The organism is Sinorhizobium meliloti (assembly GCF_017876815.1).
In the GTDB taxonomy this organism is placed as follows: Bacteria; Pseudomonadota; Alphaproteobacteria; order Rhizobiales; family Rhizobiaceae; genus Sinorhizobium; species Sinorhizobium meliloti.
Map to the genome: position 1 here is coordinate 1257729 of NZ_JAGIOS010000002.1, position 17690 is coordinate 1275418.

Below are 17690 nucleotides of genomic sequence, written 5' to 3' on the forward strand. Positions count from 1 at the left end.
AGCGCATCCCGCCCCACCAACGGGTTCTCCCGGCTGCTGGGCCGGCTCCGGCCGGCTTGGCAGATCCTCTGGAAACACCATCGATGGGCCTCGACAGCATGCACCAGTCGGCAAGCGCGGCGAGCACGGACAAGCCGCTTCTGTCTCTTCGCAACATCAACATGACCTTTGGCGGCGTCAAAGCACTGAAGAATGTGAGCTTCGAGGTGCGCCCGGGCGAGGTCCATTGCCTCGCCGGAGAGAATGGCTGCGGCAAGAGCACGCTCATCAAGGTGATCACGGGTGTCTATCGCCCCGCGGAGGGGGCGGTGATCGAATATGACGGCGAAACCTATCCGCATATGTCGCCGGTTACGGCACAGGACCGCGGCATTCAGGTCATCTGGCAGGATCTTGCGCTTTTCCCGGAAATGACCGTCGCGGAAAACATCGCCTTCCACGAGGTGCTCGGCGGCCGGCCGCGGCTGGTGGATTACGGCCGCATGCGTAGGATCGCGGTGGATGCGCTGGGCCGCCTCGGCATCACGCTCGACGTCGACCTACCGCTCAAGGAATATGCGATCGCCCAGCGTCAGATCGTGGCGATTGCCCGGGCGCTCGTCGGTGAGGCGAAGCTGGTCTTCATGGACGAGCCGACCGCATCGCTGACGCAGTCGGAGACGGACCATCTGCTCGAAATCGTCCGTAGCCTGTCCGCCTCGGGCGTCGCGGTCGTCTTCGTCAGCCATCGGCTTGCCGAGGTGCTGGAGATTTCAAGCCGGATCACGGTCTTGCGCGACGGCGCGCTGGTCGGGGTCTATCCCGCAGCCGGCATGACGCAGTCGAAAATCACCGAACTCATGACCGGCAAGACCTTCGATCAGCACGTCCGCGCGCGCCCGAAGACGGACCAGCCGGCCGTTCTCGAGGTTCGCGGCCTGACGAGGCCGGGCGACTTCGAAGACATTTCGCTGACCGTTCGCCGCGGCGAAACGGTCGGCATAACCGGCCTGCTCGGGGCAGGGCGGACCGAGCTGGCGCTCGCCCTCTTCGGCATGCTCAAGCCCGCAACCGGGACGATCAGTATCGATGGCCGGGAGGTCCGCTTCGGCTCGAACCGCGAGGCGATCAGGGCCGGCGTCGCATATCTGTCGGAGGACCGGTTGTCACTCGGACTCATCCAGCCGCAGCCGATCGCCGACAATCTCGTTATCGCCTCGCTGCGCAAGATTCTCTCAGGGGGTCTTCTTTCCGAAGACCGCAAACGAAGTCTCGTCTCCCGGTGGATCGCCGATCTCGGCGTCAAGATCGGCCATCAGGCCGACGCGATATCGACGCTTTCCGGCGGCAACCAGCAGCGCGTGGCGATCGCCAAATGGCTTGCCACCGATCCCAAACTGTTGATCCTCGATTCACCTACAGTCGGCGTCGACGTCGGGGCACGGGCCGGGATCTTCGACATCGTCGCCAAGCTCGCCGAGAGCGGGCTTGCGATTATCCTGATCTCGGACGAGGTGCCGGAAGTCTATTTCAACGCCGACCGTGTCCTGCACATGGCGCAGGGCCGCATCGTCGGAACTTATGATCCGCGCCAGTCGCGGCTGGAAGAGATCGAGGCGGCCGTCTATGCGTAGCTTGATCCGCACTCACGCGACGGAATTTTCGCTGCTGGCGGTGATCGTCATCATCAGCGCCGTGCTCTCCTTCGCGACGGCGAATTTCTTCTCGCTCGGCAACGCCTTCGATCTTCTGAACATCAGCGCCGTCAACATCATCTTCGCTGTCGGCCTCCTGGTGGTGCTGATCGCCGGCGGCATCGATATCTCCTTCGCCGTGGCCGCTTCCGTCGTCCAATACGGCACGGCGATCGCGCTCGGCTGGATCGGCGGCGGCGGTTGGATCTCCGGGCTTCTCATCGCGGGCTCCTTGGGCGTGCTGCTCGGCTGCTTCAACGCCTTTCTGATCCACCGCTTCCGGATCATTTCGATCGTCGCCACGATCTCCACCTTCAATATCTATTTCGGATTGCTGATGTTCTTCACCCGGGGCGTATCGATCTACGACCTGCCCGACTGGCTGACGGACCGCGTGATCCTCTTCGAGCGTGAAATGCCCGACGGTACCTGGATCGAGATCACGCTTCCGGTTCTCGTCATGATCGTCTGCGTCATTGCCACATGGACGCTGATCACGCGGACCACGACCGGCCGCCAGCTTTACGCCTTCGGCGACAATCCGGAAGGCGCCCGGCGCTTCGGCATCAATATCGGTGCCATGCAATTCATTGCCTTCGGCTGGCTTGGCCTGATGGCCGGCATCGGCGGTCTCATCCAGGCGCATTATGCTCAGGAAGTCGTGCCGAATGCGCTTTATGGCCGCGAACTCGACGTGCTCGCCGCGGTCGTGCTCGGCGGCGCGCGCCTCGGCGGCGGCAAGGGCACCGTGCTCGGCTGCGTGCTCGGCGTGCTTCTGATCTCGATCACCCAGAACGGTTTGAATCTGATGGGCGTGTCGCCCTTCGCCTTCAAGATGATCATCGGCGCCATCATCCTGATCGCCATCACCCTTTCCAACACGCGGATCGAGCGCCTGCTGCCTTTTGTCGGTCAGAAGGGAACGGGACGATGACCACAGTCTTCGAAAGGATCAAGGCCGCCATAGGGCCGGAAATGGCCGGTCCGGGGCTCGCCTTCGTGGCTGTCGTGCTCGTTTTCGGGATCGCCTCACCGCAATTCCTGAGCGCCGCGACCTTCGGCTCCGTCGCCTTCCAGCTGCCGGAACTCGGACTCCTGACGCTTGCCATGCTGCTGCCGATCCTGACGGGCGGCCTCAATCTCGCAATCACCTTCACCGCCAATCTTGCCGGACTGACCCTTGCCTGGGTCCTCAAGGCGAACGGAGGGGCCGACGCGGGCTTCGGCATCTTCCTCGTCGGTTCCCTCCTTGCCGTGATGGTCGGTGCGGCAAGCGGAGTCGTCATGGGCCTGGTGATCGCGTTCACACGCGCCCATCCGATCCTCGTCTCCCTGTCGATGATGATCTTCCTGCGCGGCCTCGGCGAGTTTCTGACGCGCGGGGGCGACATCTCCGGCTTCCCGCCCTTCGTCGGCGTGATCGGCCATGGCTCCGTCGCCGGCATTCCCGTGCCGCTGATCGTCTTCGTCGTCTGCGTGCTCGCCTGGCATCTGCTTCTCGGCCGCACAAAGCTCGGCTTCAACACCTATATGATCGGCTCGAATCTCGAGGCGACGCGCTATTCAGGCATCAACACGCGCAAGGCGATCGTGCTCGTCTACACGCTTTCCGGGGTCATGTGCGCGATAGCCGGCATCATCATGCTGGCACGCTTCAATTCGGTGCGCATCGGCCATGGCGAGTCCTACCTGCTGATCACGGTGCTCGCGTGCTTCCTCGGCGGCGTCAATCCGTTCGGGGGCTTCGGCCGGGTGATCCCCGTCTTCGTCGCGTTGGTGGTGCTGCAGCTTCTCTCGTCCGGGCTCAATCTCATCGGAGCCAACCAGCATCTCGCGACCGCCGTCTGGGGCATCCTTCTCGTCGGCGTGATGATCCTGCGTTGGGCCGTTTCCAGGATCAAGATTTCAATTGTCAGAAGAGGATCATGACGATGCAGGGTTTTGGCGTTCATACGAGCATGTGGACAATGAATTGGGACCGTCCCGGCGCCGAACGGGCGGTAGCCGCAGCGGTCAAATACAAGGTCGATTTCATCGAGATCCCGATGCTCAATCCGCCTGCCGTCGACACGGAGCACACCCGTGCCCTCCTCGAGAAGAACCGTCTGCGCGCGGTCTGCTCGCTCGGCCTGCCGGAGCGGGCCTGGGCCTCGGTTCGGCCCGAGGCGGCGATCGACCATCTGAAGATCGCGATCGACAAGACTGCCGATCTCGGCGGCGAGGCGCTGTCGGGCGTCATCTATGGCGGCATCGGCGAGCGCACCGGCGTGCCGCCGACCGTCGAGGAGTATGACAATATCGCCCGCGTGCTGCAGGCCGCGGCCAAGCACGCCAAGTCGCGCGGCATTGAGCTTGGCGTCGAAGCCGTCAACCGCTACGAGAACCACCTGATCAATACCGGCTGGCAGGCGGTCAAGATGATCGAGCGGGTCGGAGCCGACAACGTCTTCGTGCACCTCGATACCTATCACATGAACATCGAGGAAAAGGGTGTCGGCAAAGGTATCCTCGATGCCCGCGAGCACCTGAAATACATCCATCTTTCCGAAAGCGACCGCGGCACGCCGGGCTACGGCACCTGCGGCTGGGACGAGATTTTCTCGACGCTTGCGGCGATCGGCTTCAGGGGCGGCCTTGCGATGGAAAGCTTCATCAACATGCCGCCGGAAGTGGCCTATGGCCTCGCCGTCTGGCGCCCGGTCGCAAAGGACGAGGAAGAGGTGATGGGCAACGGCCTGCCGTTCCTGCGCAACAAGGCCACGCAGTACGGCCTGATCTGAAGGAGTGCAACGAAGGCGGTCGGGGAGAAGAGACGGTGGATGCGATGAACGATCGAGACAGCGGGGCGGCTCCGGTAGGGGTCCTCGATGTTGGCAAGACCAATGTCAAGCTGAGCGCGGTTGCAGCCGACGGGACGCTGGTCGAAACGATCAGCGTCCCAAATCCCGTCCTCCCCGGACCGCCCTGGCGCCACCACGACCTCACGAGGCTGGGCGAATGGGTTTTCGAGGCGCTGGCGGCTCTGTCGCGGCGCCACGGTCTTGCTGCCGTCGTAGCGGCGGGGCACGGCTCGGGCGGCGTTTTGACGGGTGCGGATCCGGACGTCGGCGATGGCGCCGCCCTCCCGATGATCGATTACGAACAGCCATTGCCACCGGATATCCGCGACGGCTATAGCCCGTTGGCCGGTACGTTTCTCGACCGCGGCAGCGCAACCATGCATGGCGCGACCCATCAGGCCCGCCAGCTCTACTGGATGGAGGAGCGCGAACCGGATGCTTTTGGGAAATCCCGCTGGTATCTCGGCCTGCCGCAATATTGGGCTTGGCGCCTTTCCGGTGTCGCCGCTTCGGAAGCGAGCTTTCTCGGGGCACAGTCGCATCTCTGGAATGTCGCCGAAAGGCGCTTCTCACCCATCGTTAGTGCCCGCGGTTGGGAGCGGCTGATGCCGCCCTTTGCGAAAGCCTGGGAGACGCTTGGTCCGATCCGGCCCGAACTCGTCCGAAGGTTCGGACTGCCGGCAGAAATGCGCGTGCTGACGGGCGGCCACGACAGCAGCCTAAATCATTATCGGTATCACGCCGCGGGACTGCGGGATTTCACGGTGATCTCGACGGGCACCTGGATCGTCGGCTTTTCACGCTCGACACCAATCGAGCGTCTCGACGAGCACCGTGGCATGACGCTCAACAGCGACGTTTTCGGAAACCGCCTCGGCGGGATACTGACCATGGGCGGACGGGAATTCTCCCATATCGCCGGTTCCAATCCGCCGACGGACGACGCACCCATCGAGGTCCTCGGGCGTCTGGTTGCGCAGCGGACCATCGCGGCGCCCTCCTTCGGCGACGACGATGGTCTTTTCCCCGGCAGCGCCGGAAGCGGGCGCATCCTTGGATCTGCTGCCGAGACGGCAATGGAGCGCAAGGCCCTGGCGCTCCTCTATTGTGCGCTGCTGACGGTGGAATGCATCGAGGCGCTTTCCGCGGATCGCCTTGTCGTGCTCGACGGCAGCTTCCTGCGCGATCCTCTTTATGCGGGCGTCGTTGCGGCATTGCTTCCCGAGCGTCAGGTGCGCTTCAATCTCGACGCCTATGGTGTTGCCGCCGGCGCGGCGCTGCTGGCCGGTCACGAGACGCGCGAGAAGCCGGCGCCGCTTGCCCTCAGCGAGCCCATCGATCTTGCGCGGCTCAATCCCGACCTTTCCCGCTATGCCGCCGATTGGCGCGCGGTTGCCCGAGCAATGCGGGGCAACAGAGATAAATTCGAGAACACGGAAGGAAATCTTCATGGCTGAGACTGAGACGGACAAGCTGGCACTCCGGCGGGAAATGGTGGACATCTGCCGGCGGATGAATTCGAGCGGCATCAACCAGGGCACGGCCGGCAATCTTTCCGTCCGCACCGATGACGGCTTCCTCATCACGCCATCCTCCATGCCCTATGACACGATGCAGCCGGACGACCTGGTGGAAATGGGCTTCGATGGCACCTATGTGGGCCATCGACCCTCATCGGAGTGGCGCTTCCATCGCGACATTCTGCGCGCGCGCACGGATATCGACGTGGTCCTGCATTGCCACTCGATCTACGCGACGACACTTGCCTGCCATCACAAGACCATTCCGAGCTTTCACTACATGACGGGGATTGCCGGCGGCACGACGATCCGCTGCGCCGAATATGCGACCTTCGGCACGCAGGCCCTGTCGGACAACGCGCTCGTCGCGCTTAAAGACCGCCTTGCATGCCTGCTCGGGCAGCACGGCCAGATATCGCTCGGCAAAACGCTGGAACAGGCATTGTGGCTTGCGATCGAGGTAGAGACGCTGTCGCGGATCTATGTCCAGGCCCTGACGCTCGGCGAGCCGCCCATACTGCCGGACGACGAAATGGAGCGGGTGATCGCCCAGATGCGGCGCATGAGCTACGGCCAGGCGCCGGACCCGGAGGGAGTGAACGACGTGGCGCGCCCGCGCGTGTCGTGAGGGCGGGCAGGGGGCTGGCCACTCCGCGTGGGTGATCCGCGGGGTGGGTGGGAGGCACTCTAAACCTTTGTTTTCCCGTAATTCCGGACGGAAAACCGCTACGCACTTTTCCTGGAATTGCTCTAGCCTTGGTATTCGAACTGTTCGTCGGTACTCGGCCGCCCTCCCGGAGTGAGGTCCAAGAGGGTCCACATCGGCTCAACAGTGCCCAAATGTCGTGGATCTTGCCCCGGATCGGCCGGCAAGAACAACAGTTCAGAAGCCCAGCTCAACCTAATTAGCCCGTCCGCGCCTTTGTGAAACACGGTGAGGACCGGCAATTGTTGGCCTTCCGCGTCCTCGCCGTGGTAGTCGCGTTTGAAGCTATTGTTCGCCGCAGAAAGAAGGTTCAGATTGCGCCAGCCCCGATGAGCCGCAAAGGCCGCAACCTGCTCTATCGGCGCCTTTGCAACAGCCGCGATGTTTGCTCCCAGACCCTCTACGTGCGGCACCGCTCCCTCCCAGTTGTCGAGGAGGGCAGTACAAGAGGGGCACGGCCCGTCTTCAATCGGCAGCTCTGCCATCGGCCCGCTGCTCGGTTTGGGCCGCTTATCGCCGCGATGGCGTGGGAACATATAGTGGTAGAGGATCAAGACATCGGTACCGGGCCGAAACAGTTCGGAGAGTCGCACCTTCGCCGGTCTCCCTTTTCCGTCGATGTGGTCGAATTCATAGTCCTCGGGAACGACCCCGCCCGGGGGGAGTGCTCGAATCTCTGCGGCCACAGCTTCCATTTCGCGCCTGAGTGCTGCTTCTCGCTGCAGCAGCTTGTCGCGAGCAGTGCGATAGTTCGAACTTTCGTTCGGAAACGTTATGCCCATGGGACCACTCCATTGAAGCGATGAACCGGAGTGTAACACAGCTTGAGGAGACCCGCTCAGCCGGCTGATCGGCTCGCCGGACGGCCGTCGTGCCGCAACACTGCCGTCAATACCGTTCAGCATCTCCGGCGCACAGTTTGCTTAGGTTCCGGTGAGACATAGACAGAATCGGCACGACGAATGTCGGTCTCGTCCGAGGACCTTCGCAACAGCCAACCTCGCTCGCATCGAAAATGCGCTACGGACCGCAAGCAGCAAGACTATCGCCACCCGGCTCGTCCTTGAACACCGCGCTGCTCGTTTCGCGCAGGCTTTAAAATGACGACAACCATTCCTCGGTGTTCATAACCTTCACTTGAACTGAGAAGCGCTTGCTGAGAAGTTCCAGCGATGCATCGTGCGTTTGATCGGTCGCACTGCATACCGCGTCCTTCAGCAGGATAACCTTGTAGCCGAGATCGATAGCCCCAAGCGTCGCGGCCAGCACGCAGATGTCCGTCTCGCCTCCTGTTACGACCAGTGTGCCGATATCCTGATGAAGTAAGGCGCTATGCAGGCGACCATTCGTCCAGGGCGAGTAGGTCCTTTTGTCAAAAATGCGCGCTGGCGGAACCAGTCTTTTCAGGTCCGGAACCAGATCCACCAAAACCGGATCAAGTTGGGTGGTCGTCATCATCGGCCATTTCTCGTAGTACGCCCGCCACATGCCTGGCAGTTCCTCAGGAGCGGACGGCGGCACAAAACGCGTGAATATCGTGCGCTCCGGAAACCGGGTTGCAATTTCAACAACCTGGTCGAATACCTTCGGCATCCATGTAACTTGCCAAGGAGTATCCTCGGCGAACATGCGCTGCATATCTACACACAGATGCGTCCACCTTTCTGGATTCATTTCGTACGCCGCGTCCTTATTCTGAGTGCGAGCCTGAGAGCGAACATGACGGTAAGAACTCCAAGAAAGGAGTGGAGTTCCAGCTCTCACGGTCTAGCGAGGTGTGCGAAACGTGCGCGGATTGCCCTGCGGCTGCGTTGGTATGGAAGCTGCTAGCCCCGAGGAATTGCCCAGCAGGATCTCGGTCCGCAACCGCTATCGAACAGGTGGCCAAATGAGACCGCCGCCTATCCGTTCTTTGACCCCGGCTCAGGATCGCTCCAGCTTCCCGTGTGCTGACGTCAGTCAGGCCGTCGTTCTGAGCCCGGTTGCGGCCAGTTTCAAGCAAGGGCCCTGGGTTTTAGTAGATCGGAGAGGCCGACCCGGTGGAGCATCTCAGCGCGAAGCCGGTCCAGAACGCTGAATCCCACATCGGCGCCGTCTTCGGCCGGGTCGACGTGCACCCTGAACGGACGCTTGCCGGACGCGGTGCCCACAACCCGAACAATGGCATCGGCAACCAGTGACACATCGGCGTCCGGCGGTACGATCGCGGCGAAAGCCTTCTTGATCTCTTCGCCGAGACCGGCATTCGGGCCGGCTTCATACTCGGCCTGGCGCGCGTGGTCGTCCGGTACGCCGGAATGGGCGAAGTGATTGGTGCCGCTCGTGAAGGCACCGGGCACGATGATCGACGTCTCGATGCCCCAACGCGACAGCTCACGTGCGTACTGCACAGCGATGGCATCCATGGCCGCCTTGGCGGCGAAGTAAGGGGCAAGATAAGGCGGCGTGCCGCCTGCCGAGCTTGAACTTGAGATCCAGATGAGAAGCCCATGCTTTTGCCGGCGCATGTGCGGCAGCGCCGCCCGGTTGACGCGTTGGGTGCTCAGTACATTGATATCGTAAAGCTCGGCGAACTGCTCTGGCGTGAATGCTTCGGCGGGTCCGAACACCATGTGGCCGGCATTGTGTATCAGAACGTCGATGCGTCCGTCTTCGCCAATGATCTGATCGATGGCCCTGTCTACCGAAACCTGCGACTGGACGTCGAGCTCCAGGGTGCGCAGGTCAACGTCATTGTCCCTGGCAAAGCCGGCTATAGCTTCAACATTGGACGCGTTGCGGCCGACAATGTCTCGCATCGAGGCGTATACCCGGTGGCCGGCTCCAGCGAGGGCCTCGGCAGTCAGGCGCCCGAAGCCGCTCGATGCCCCGGTGATCAGAATGATTTTCTTCGACATGGTGCGTTCCTCACTTGATGTGCGTTTGTTGATGCCTTGGGAGTCGTATCCTGGACCCCAGCGTGCCCAGTCGCGGGCGGATCGCGCCAGCACGCCTTGGAGTTTGAGGACGCGTCAGATGATGCCGCCATTGGCGCGCAGCACCTGGCCGTTGACCCAGGCACCGTCCGGTCCTGCGAGGAAGGCGACGGTACCCGCTATGTCCTGCGGAGTGCCGAGCCGCTCGAGCGGGGCGAGCTTCGCAAAGCGGTCCCTGACCTCGTCCGACTTGCCCTCGAGAAACAGGTCAGTAGCAGTCGGTCCGGGCGCTACGGCGTTGACTGTGATGTCGCGGCCGCGCAATTCCTTCGACAGCACGTGCGTCATAGCCTCGACGCCGGCCTTCGCGGCGGCGTAGATGCCGTAGCTCGGGTGCAGCAACCCAACCTGGCTGGTCGACATATTGATGATGCGACCTCCTACGCGCAGGCGTTGCGCCGCCTCCCGCAGGGTGTTGAACGTGCCTTTCAGGTTTACAGCGATGACTCGGTCGAAGACCGCATCACCGGTTTCCGCAATAGTGGTGAGAGGCATGATGCCGGCATTGTTGACCAAGACATGGACTCCGCCGAAAGCTTCCTCCGCCGTGGCAAACAGGCGCCTGACGGCCGCCGGATCGCTCACATCGGCTTGCGCCGTTAGCGCCTTGCCGCCAGCCGCCTCAATTTTTCCGGCAACTTCTTCAGCGGCAGCGGCTTTGCCGGCGTAGTTGATGACGACCGTGAAGCCGTCACTCGCTAGACGCGCCGCAATTGCCGCGCCGATGCCTCGCGACGCGCCGGTGACGATCGCTACTTTGTTCGTTTCCATATGCTTCTTCCTTCGTGTGGTGCGCCGAAGCGGGTAGGTGACGACGGAAATATGACACTTCTCGCAACGCGGATAATGGTGCATAGTCCGGCATCACTATCCGGAAGAGTCGAATAATAGCCATGGACCGTTTCGATGCTATGCGAGTCTTTGCCCGCGTCGCCGAAAGGCGCAGCTTCACGCTGGCGGCGGAGGACCTTGGACTGCCCCGTTCGACAATTACCGATGCCGTCAAACAGCTGGAGGGGCGTCTGGGCGTGCGCCTGCTGCAGCGTACCACGCGCGTCGTCCGGACCACCTTGGATGGAGAAGCTTACTATCACCGCTGCGTCAGACTCATCGCCGATCTGGAAGACGCCGAGGCCGGCTTCAGCGGCGCTAGTCCGTCGGGTCTGTTGCGTGTTGATGTTCACGGTACGCAGGCGCGCCATTTCCTGCTGCCTGGCCTACAGGTTTTTCTCGATCGTTATCCCGATATCCGATTGCACATCAGCGAAACCCACCAGCCGGTGGACATCGTGCGCGAGGGGTATGATTGCATCGTGCGCGCGGGCCATCTCGCAGACTCCCCGCTGATCGGCCGGAAATTGGCCGAGCTGAAGCGCGGCACCTTCGCGAGCCCTGAGTACCTCGCTCGCTTCGGCACGCCCCACGTCCCCGAGGACCTATTTGACGGTCACCAAATGGTGGGGCTCCTCTCCTCCGATACGCCCTCGGTTGCGCCCTTTGCATTCGTCGTCGCGGGCAAGGCGCGCGAGCTGACGCTGCCAACTGTCGTCACGGTGACTGGCCCCGAGACGAACGTCGCATCGGCCTGTGCCGGTCTGGGACTCATTCAAGTCCCGCGCTATCGGGTTGCTTCCGAGCTTGCGAGCGGCGCGCTCGTAGAAGTGTTAACGGATTTTCCGCCATCGCCACTGCCAGTGCACGTCCTTTATTCGCACACGCGTCAGCTTTCGCCCCGCTTGCGCGTGTTCATCGATTGGATCACTGAGCGATACCGGCTCCGCGAGAGTTGATCTGAACCGAGGAAAGGCCAACGGTCTCCCGCGATCGGCGCCCTGACGTCATGCCTCGGGTTTGAGCGCACGGGGCTCACCGTCAGCCGATCCTGTAGAAATCTGGTGAATCAACAAGTCCATCGATGCGAACTGTTTGTGCGACTTTTACTTAGATCTTTCTTTGATGACCAACCTTTTCCCAGAGGTAATAAGAACCTGCCGTGTTCGGATGTTACGGAAGTACATCGGTGCAGATGCTCTCCGTGCGTGGAGGACAGGCCAAAGACTTACAGCTCCGGCGCGAAACGTCGCGTCGACCGGGCGTGAGCACCCAGTGGTGCGCGGTTGCCTGGGCTGAGGCGACGCCAAGGTTGGTCCCTGTTACTTCCGGAACTGCCGCAGTGGCTTACTCCGGGTATTCAGTAACAACGGGATTGCGCGTGCGGGCGGAACGAGGACGGCGCGCGCGGGACGAGCCTTTGCTGCCACATCCCGAACAACGAGGCGGTGACTCTGTCGCAGCCGCCGCATTGGCGAGTGTCCACCGAAAGGCCGGCACTCAGACCAAGAGGGAAGCACCATGTCTAAGACGTCCTTCAACATCAATCCGTCGGCCATTCTGACCACGGCGCTAGGCACAGCCTTCTTGAGCTGCGCGGCACAGGTGGCCGGGGCAATCCACCGGCGCCGGCAAAGCGGTCGTGCACGCGGGTGCACTCTGCAGGAAATGCCGGATTACATCCTCAAGGACATCGGCGTGACGCGCTTCGAAATTGAATACCTCGTCAAATCTGGACGAGCCTGCAGATGGCGCCAGAGCGAGTGAAGCGGCCGAATGCCACCGTCTCTGTCAGATCGAACCATTGAGAATGACAATGGGAGTGACCATGAAAATGCACCTTCTCTCCAGCGCTCTGTCCGTAGCGATCCTCTTCGCCGCCGCTCCGGCCCTTGCCCATGACGCGAAGTACCACCTGGCGAAGAACACTGAGCTGAAACAGTTCAGCGGCAACCAGCTTCCGACGCCAGGTACCCAGGGCGCACAGGTGCCTCTGTGGCCAAATCTAACCAGTCATCGCTCCGCCGCCTCTACCGCCAGCAAAGATGCGCAGGCTTACGTCGACCAGGCGATGATGCTGAGCTTCGGTTTCAACCATGCCGAGGCTGCGCGGAGCTTCAAGCAAGCTCAGAAGCTTGACCCATCTTGCGCGATTTGTTTTTGGGGCGAAGCGCTCGTGCTCGGCCCGAACATCAACGCACCGATGGATCCCGACGCAAATGCTGTGGCATTGGCCGCGGTGGCGAAAGCCGTGGCCTTGGCGCCCAACGCATCTCCGCGTGAGCAAGCGTTGATCGCCGCCCTGACCCGCCGCTATGCTCCAGACACCGAACGTACAGTTCTTGACCAGGCCTATGCAGAGGCCATGGCTGAAGTCGCAGACAAGTTTCCGAAAGACGACGATATCGCCGTTCTCTATGCAGAGGCGTTGATGGACCTGAACCCTTGGGATTACTGGACCGACGCCGGCGCAAAACCGAAGGGAAAGACTGCGGCGATTATCTCGACGCTTGAGCGGGTGCTAGCGCGCAACCCGGACCATGTTGGCGCGATCCATCTTTACATCCATGTAGTCGAGGCCTCGACTACGCCCGAGCGGGCGGAGCGGCACGCCGATCGCCTGGCGAAGATGGATATCGGAGCCGGTCATCTGGTTCACATGCCCTCTCACATTTACTATCGGGTCGGACGTTATGCGGATTCGCTTGCGGTAAATCGCCGTGCGGTTGCAACGGATGAGTCTTTCTTTCAAGCGGTGGCACCTGAGGGGCTCTATGCCGGCGGCTACTATCCACACAACATCCACTTCCTGCTGGTTTCGGCACAAATGGCCGGTGACGGGCCGACTGCCATCGAGGCGGCGCAGAAGCTCTCAGGGGTAATTTCGGACGAGCTCGCGCGCGCTGCACCTGCGTTCGTTCAGCCGATCAAGGCCGCGCCCCTATTCGCGCATGCCCAGTTCAGCGATCCGGAAACGATCCTCGCGGTTGCGCGTCCGACAGGCGACTTCCCATTCGTCGATGCCGCCTGGCATTATATGCGCGGGGTTGCTCAAGCTCGGCGCGGTGAGCTTGATGCTGCTCGATCCGAGGGAGCGGCGATTGCCGAAATCGCCCGTTCAGCTGACTTGAATGCGCTAGAGGACGGCGGAATGCCCGCTGCTGACGTACTGGCAATAGCCGGGCACGTCCTTACCGCGCGGATTGCACAGGCGGCTGACGATTGGCCGGCTGCCGCTCGCGCCTTCGCGGATGCAAAGAAAGTGGAGGATCGCCTTTCATATATGGAGCCGCGCCACTGGTACTACCCGATCGGTCAGTCGCTCGGAGCGGCTCTGTTGCGCGTCGGCGATCTCGATGGGGCGGAAAATGCCTTTCTCGAGAGCCTCGTCCTTGCTCCGAACAATGGCTGGGCCCTGTTCGGCCTAAGCGAGGTCTATCGCGCACGCGGCGACGAGGTCTTGGCTGAAAAAACGTCGCGCCGATGGCGTGATGCATGGGTAGGCAGCACGTCGATGCTGCGCCTCGACCGGCTTTGACAGTCTCGGGGCGAGGAACGCGCGCCTTTGGCCGCCCCGGTCGGCCAAAGGCAAAGACGCCAGGTGCTGATCAGCATTGGGCCGGGGTGCAACCCATGTTTACGAGAAGCAGCCAGTCGGCCAGCTGAAACTCAGGGTGCACACGTCAAATAGAAAGCCAGCTTCCGACGAACTGGTATCGACGCTGGCGGCGCAGTCCAGCAACCCAGCACGATGAAGATAATGCCTCGCACGAAACGATTGAAGCAGGATCTCCGGGTCCGCGCGGCCGCAGCGTCGGTCAATTCCAGCGGCTTTTGACGTTGACCGGCCGCACGTTCACGCTGCATGCGGGGACCAATTCCTGAATTGCATCATCCAAACCAGACCCATCACATGGAGCGGATGAGGACGGCGCGTGCGGTTTCGTCTGGGTTCCGAAATCGGGATCTAGCGGTGGAGGATGGCCTCCGCCGCTTTTTCCGCAATCATGATGACCGGCGAGTTCGTGTTTCCGGAGACGATGCTGGGCATGATCGAGGCGTCGACGACACGCAAGCCATCAAGACCATGAACCTTGAGGGAAGGGTCCACCACCGCCATCGGATCGCTGCCCATCTTGCAGGTGCCCACCGGGTGGAAGATCGTCGTCGCGATGTCGCCGGCGCGTCGGATGAGCTCATCCTCGCTTTGGAACTCCGAGCCCGGCAGCATTTCTGCCGGTCTAAATCTTGCGATGGCCTTCGTCGCCATGAGATTGCGAGCGTGACGGATCGCATGTGCCGCAAGCAGCCGGTCGCCGGGGGTGGACAGATAGTTCGGCCGGATGTCCGGCGCGGCGGATGATTCCGCTGTCGTGACATGCACGCTCCCCCGGCTTTCCGGTCTCAGATTGCACACCGAGACCGTGACGGCCGGGTATCTGTGAAGCGGCTCTCCCAGCCGGTCGGTGCTCAGTGGCTGGACATGGTATTCGAGATCGGCGGTCGCGACCGACGGGCTGCTCTTTGCAAATATGCCGAGCTGGCTCGGCGCCATGGAGAGCGGACCGGAACGCCTCAGCATGTATTCGGCGCCCATTCCGATGCGGGAAAAAATGCTATGATAGAGCTGGTTCAGCGTCTTCGCGCCTTCGATCCGGAAGACGGTGCGGATCTGAAGATGATCCTGCAGGTTTTCGCCAACCCCGGGGAGGTCGTGGACCACCTCTGCGCCGGCTGCGGACACGACGTCCGGTCGGCCCACCCCGGATAGTTCGAGGATTTTCGGCGAGTTGATCGCGCCTGCAGAGAGGATGACCTCGCGCGTGGCGCGCGCCACCTGGATGCGGCCGTTCAACCGGAAGCGCACGCCCTTCGTCCGGCGGCCGTCGAAGATCAGACGCTCTGTCTCGGCGCCCGTCAGCACCCGGAGATTTGGCCGCTTCATGGCGGGGCGCAGGAAGGCCTTGCTCGTGTTCCAGCGCACGCCGCCGCGCTGATTCACCTCGAAATAGCCGGATCCCTCGTTATCGCCGGTGTTGAAATCCTCGGCCTTCGGAATGCCAAGCTCTTCGGCGGCATCGCGAAAGGCGTCAAGGATCGGCCAAGACAGACGTTGCCGTTCGACCCGCCACTCTCCGCCGGCGCCATGCATCGGCGACTTGCCGCGGAAGTTGTCCTCCGATTTCAGGAAATAGGGCAGGACATCGTCCCAGCCCCAGCCGGTATTGCCGGCCTGGCGCCAGCCATCATAGTCGGCCGCTTGCCCACGCATATAGATCATGCCGTTGATCGAAGAGCAGCCGCCGAGCAGCTTTCCGCGAGGATAGGGGAGGCTGCGGCCGTTGAGGCCGGGCTCTGCGGCCGTCCTCATCATCCAGTCTGTGCGCGGATTGCCCATGCAGTAGAGATAGCCGATCGGCACATGCACCCAGTGATAGCGGTCGCTGCCGCCGGCTTCGAGCAACAGGACCCGGTTTTTCGGGTCGGCGGAAAGCCGGTTGGCAAGCACGCAGCCCGCGGAACCGGCGCCGATGACGATGAAATCGTAACTGCCCGCGTCGGCGATCGTCTCGTTCATGTGTGCGTTCACGCCGCAACTCCCGCCGTGATGGCCTGCATTGCCGAAAGCCGTCGCCAGAGCGGCGTCATGACGTCCGCGATGTCCTTGTAAAGTGCGTATCTACGGGCATAATGCGCCTCCAGAGCTCTGTTCGGAAGGTAGTGCCGCTCGGTTTTCACCATCGCGGCCGCACCCTCGGCGAAGTCGGAGAAAATGCCGACGCCGGTCGCGGCGGCGATTGCCGCCCCCAGGGCGCCCGTCTCACGCGAGCCGGCGACGGAGACCGGCACGCCGATGACGTCGGCGAAGATCTGCGGCCATATGAGGCTGCGTGAGCCGCCGCCGGAAAGTACCGCCTCGTCGAAGGCCGCACCTGCTTTCCGCATCGTCTCGATGTGCTGGCGGTGTCCGAAGGCCACACCTTCGAGAACCGCGCGGACGAGGTGGCCTTTCGTGTGCCAGCCGGCGATCCCATAGAACCCGGCGCGAGCGCTGCCATCCTGCTGGGCGCCGTAGAGATAGGGGTGATAGATGGGGTCGTCGGAGGCCGGATCGCTTGAGGAGGCGAGCTCGCAGCAGAGGTCGAAGGGCGAGCGCCCATCGGACCGCACCTCGGAAAAGAACTCTCGCACCAGCCATTCGAGGTTCGCGGCGGAGGTCGCGCTGGACTCGATCGCCATGTAGCGGTCGCGGTCGAAGGTCGATGACATGAACACCGGTCCCTGGAGCTCCGGGCGTTCGATGATCACCTGATTGATGCTCCAGGTTCCGGCAATGATCGAAGCCGCCCCCGTGCGGGTGACCCCGGAGCCGATCGCCGAGGCGACCACGTCGAAGAGACCGCCGACCACCGGCGTTCCGGCGGCAAGACCCGTCCCGGCCGCGGCCGCTTCGGTGATGCGGCCGGCGATTTCGGCGCTTTCCACCAGCGGCGGCAGGAGGTCCATGGATTCGCAGAGCCCGTAAGCTGCCATGAGTTCCCGGTCGTAGTGCCGGCCGGCGACGTTGAGCAAACCGCAGCCGGTCATGTCCGAGACGTCGCTGACGCGGGCGCCTGTCAGCCGGTTGACGATGAAATCCTTGCAGAGAAAAATCGTGCCGATACTGGCGAAAACCTCCGGTCGGTATCGTTTCATCCAGGCGAGCAGGGTGGGGGTCTGCGAAGGCCAGGGCCGTTGCTGGCCGATCGGATAGGTTCGGTCGCCGACACCTTGCGACGTCCACTCTTCGACAAGCGCCGCCGCCCGGGTGTCGAGCGATTGGATGCCAAGAAGCGGACGCCCCTCATGGTCGAGCGCGTACAGCCCATTGCCATGGCCGGCGCAGCCGATCGCCGCGAGTTCGCCGGCGTCAATCCCCGCCTCATCGATACATCTGCGGATGACCCGGCGGGCATTCTCCCAAAGTTCGTCCAGGTCGCGCTCGACATGCCCGGGGTACGGCATCCGGCTGTGCCCTTCCGCCGCGGCCGAAGCGATCTCCTTGCCCTTTCGGTCGAAGATCACCGCCTTGATGACGGTGTTGCCGGCGTCGAGGCCCAATAGATAATCTCCCATGCTGAACCCCTCCCAAGGTCCGTTATCCG

At 62.5% G+C, this 17690-nt stretch carries 15 protein-coding genes; 9 read left to right on the forward strand and 6 right to left on the reverse strand.

All coding sequences use genetic code 11. The features are described from left to right. Positions 1-83: 83 nt before the first annotated feature. From JOH52_RS24810 to JOH52_RS24835, 6 genes are read left to right on the forward strand one after another with little or no spacing between them, the layout of a single operon-like run. The gene (locus JOH52_RS24810) at positions 84-1613 is read left to right on the forward strand and encodes a sugar ABC transporter ATP-binding protein (protein ID WP_014530699.1); all 1530 of its coding nucleotides are present in this window, start codon (positions 84-86) and stop codon (positions 1611-1613) included. Continuing rightward, the gene (locus JOH52_RS24815; protein WP_014530698.1) at positions 1606-2607 is read left to right on the forward strand and encodes an ABC transporter permease; all 1002 of its coding nucleotides are present in this window, start codon (positions 1606-1608) and stop codon (positions 2605-2607) included. The genes JOH52_RS24810 and JOH52_RS24815 overlap by 8 nt, the downstream gene beginning before the upstream one ends. Further along, the gene (locus JOH52_RS24820) at positions 2604-3602 is read left to right on the forward strand and encodes an ABC transporter permease (protein WP_014527449.1); all 999 of its coding nucleotides are present in this window, start codon (positions 2604-2606) and stop codon (positions 3600-3602) included. Before JOH52_RS24815 ends, JOH52_RS24820 begins: the two co-directional genes overlap by 4 nt. Before the next feature lie 2 nt (positions 3603-3604). After that, the gene (locus JOH52_RS24825) at positions 3605-4453 is read left to right on the forward strand and encodes a sugar phosphate isomerase/epimerase family protein (RefSeq protein ID WP_014530697.1); all 849 of its coding nucleotides are present in this window, start codon (positions 3605-3607) and stop codon (positions 4451-4453) included. 44 nt (positions 4454-4497) lie between these two features. After that, on the forward strand, positions 4498-5970 hold the full coding sequence (locus JOH52_RS24830) for an FGGY-family carbohydrate kinase (protein WP_014530696.1): 1473 nt from the start codon (positions 4498-4500) through the stop codon (positions 5968-5970). Further along, entirely contained in the window at positions 5963-6661 is a 699-nt protein-coding gene (locus JOH52_RS24835; protein ID WP_013849927.1) for a class II aldolase/adducin family protein, read from the forward strand. The genes JOH52_RS24830 and JOH52_RS24835 overlap by 8 nt, the downstream gene beginning before the upstream one ends. Positions 6662-6783: 122 nt before the next feature. Here JOH52_RS24835 and JOH52_RS24840 read toward each other — a convergent pair whose 3' ends face one another. From JOH52_RS24840 to JOH52_RS24855, 4 genes are all read right to left on the reverse strand, one after another. Further along, a complete protein-coding gene (locus JOH52_RS24840; protein ID WP_015008522.1) occupies positions 6784-7521 on the reverse strand; it encodes a DUF899 family protein in 738 nt (245 codons plus the stop codon). A 313-nt stretch (positions 7522-7834) separates the two neighbouring features. Next, complete coding sequence (locus JOH52_RS24845; protein ID WP_014530694.1) at positions 7835-8413, reverse strand: cysteine hydrolase family protein; 579 nt, start codon at positions 8411-8413, stop codon at positions 7835-7837. A gap of 320 nt (positions 8414-8733) precedes the next feature. Next, positions 8734-9636 (reverse strand): SDR family oxidoreductase, encoded by a 903-nt coding sequence (locus JOH52_RS24850; protein WP_010975353.1) that lies wholly within the window; start codon positions 9634-9636, stop codon positions 8734-8736. 114 nt (positions 9637-9750) lie between these two features. Further along, complete coding sequence (locus JOH52_RS24855) at positions 9751-10485, reverse strand: SDR family oxidoreductase (RefSeq protein WP_014527442.1); 735 nt, start codon at positions 10483-10485, stop codon at positions 9751-9753. A 122-nt stretch (positions 10486-10607) separates the two neighbouring features. Between JOH52_RS24855 and JOH52_RS24860 the strand changes: the two genes are divergently transcribed. The 3 genes from JOH52_RS24860 (at position 10608) to JOH52_RS24870 (ending at position 14083) form a co-directional block, all read left to right on the forward strand. Then, positions 10608-11504: a LysR family transcriptional regulator gene (locus tag JOH52_RS24860; RefSeq protein WP_014530692.1), complete on the forward strand. Its 897-nt coding sequence runs from the start codon at positions 10608-10610 to the stop codon at positions 11502-11504. A gap of 562 nt (positions 11505-12066) precedes the next feature. Beyond that, on the forward strand, positions 12067-12312 hold the full coding sequence (locus JOH52_RS24865) for a DUF1127 domain-containing protein (protein ID WP_014527440.1): 246 nt from the start codon (positions 12067-12069) through the stop codon (positions 12310-12312). Positions 12313-12361: 49 nt separating this feature from the next. Then, a complete protein-coding gene (locus JOH52_RS24870) occupies positions 12362-14083 on the forward strand; it encodes a tetratricopeptide repeat protein (RefSeq protein ID WP_017271721.1) in 1722 nt (573 codons plus the stop codon). 429 nt (positions 14084-14512) lie between these two features. Here the strand turns inward: JOH52_RS24870 and JOH52_RS24875 are convergent, their stop codons facing one another. Then, complete coding sequence (locus JOH52_RS24875) at positions 14513-16123, reverse strand: GMC family oxidoreductase (RefSeq protein ID WP_014530690.1); 1611 nt, start codon at positions 16121-16123, stop codon at positions 14513-14515. An 8-nt stretch (positions 16124-16131) separates the two neighbouring features. Next, the gene (locus JOH52_RS24880) at positions 16132-17661 is read right to left on the reverse strand and encodes an FGGY-family carbohydrate kinase (RefSeq protein WP_014530689.1); all 1530 of its coding nucleotides are present in this window, start codon (positions 17659-17661) and stop codon (positions 16132-16134) included. Positions 17662-17690 lie beyond the last annotated feature (29 nt).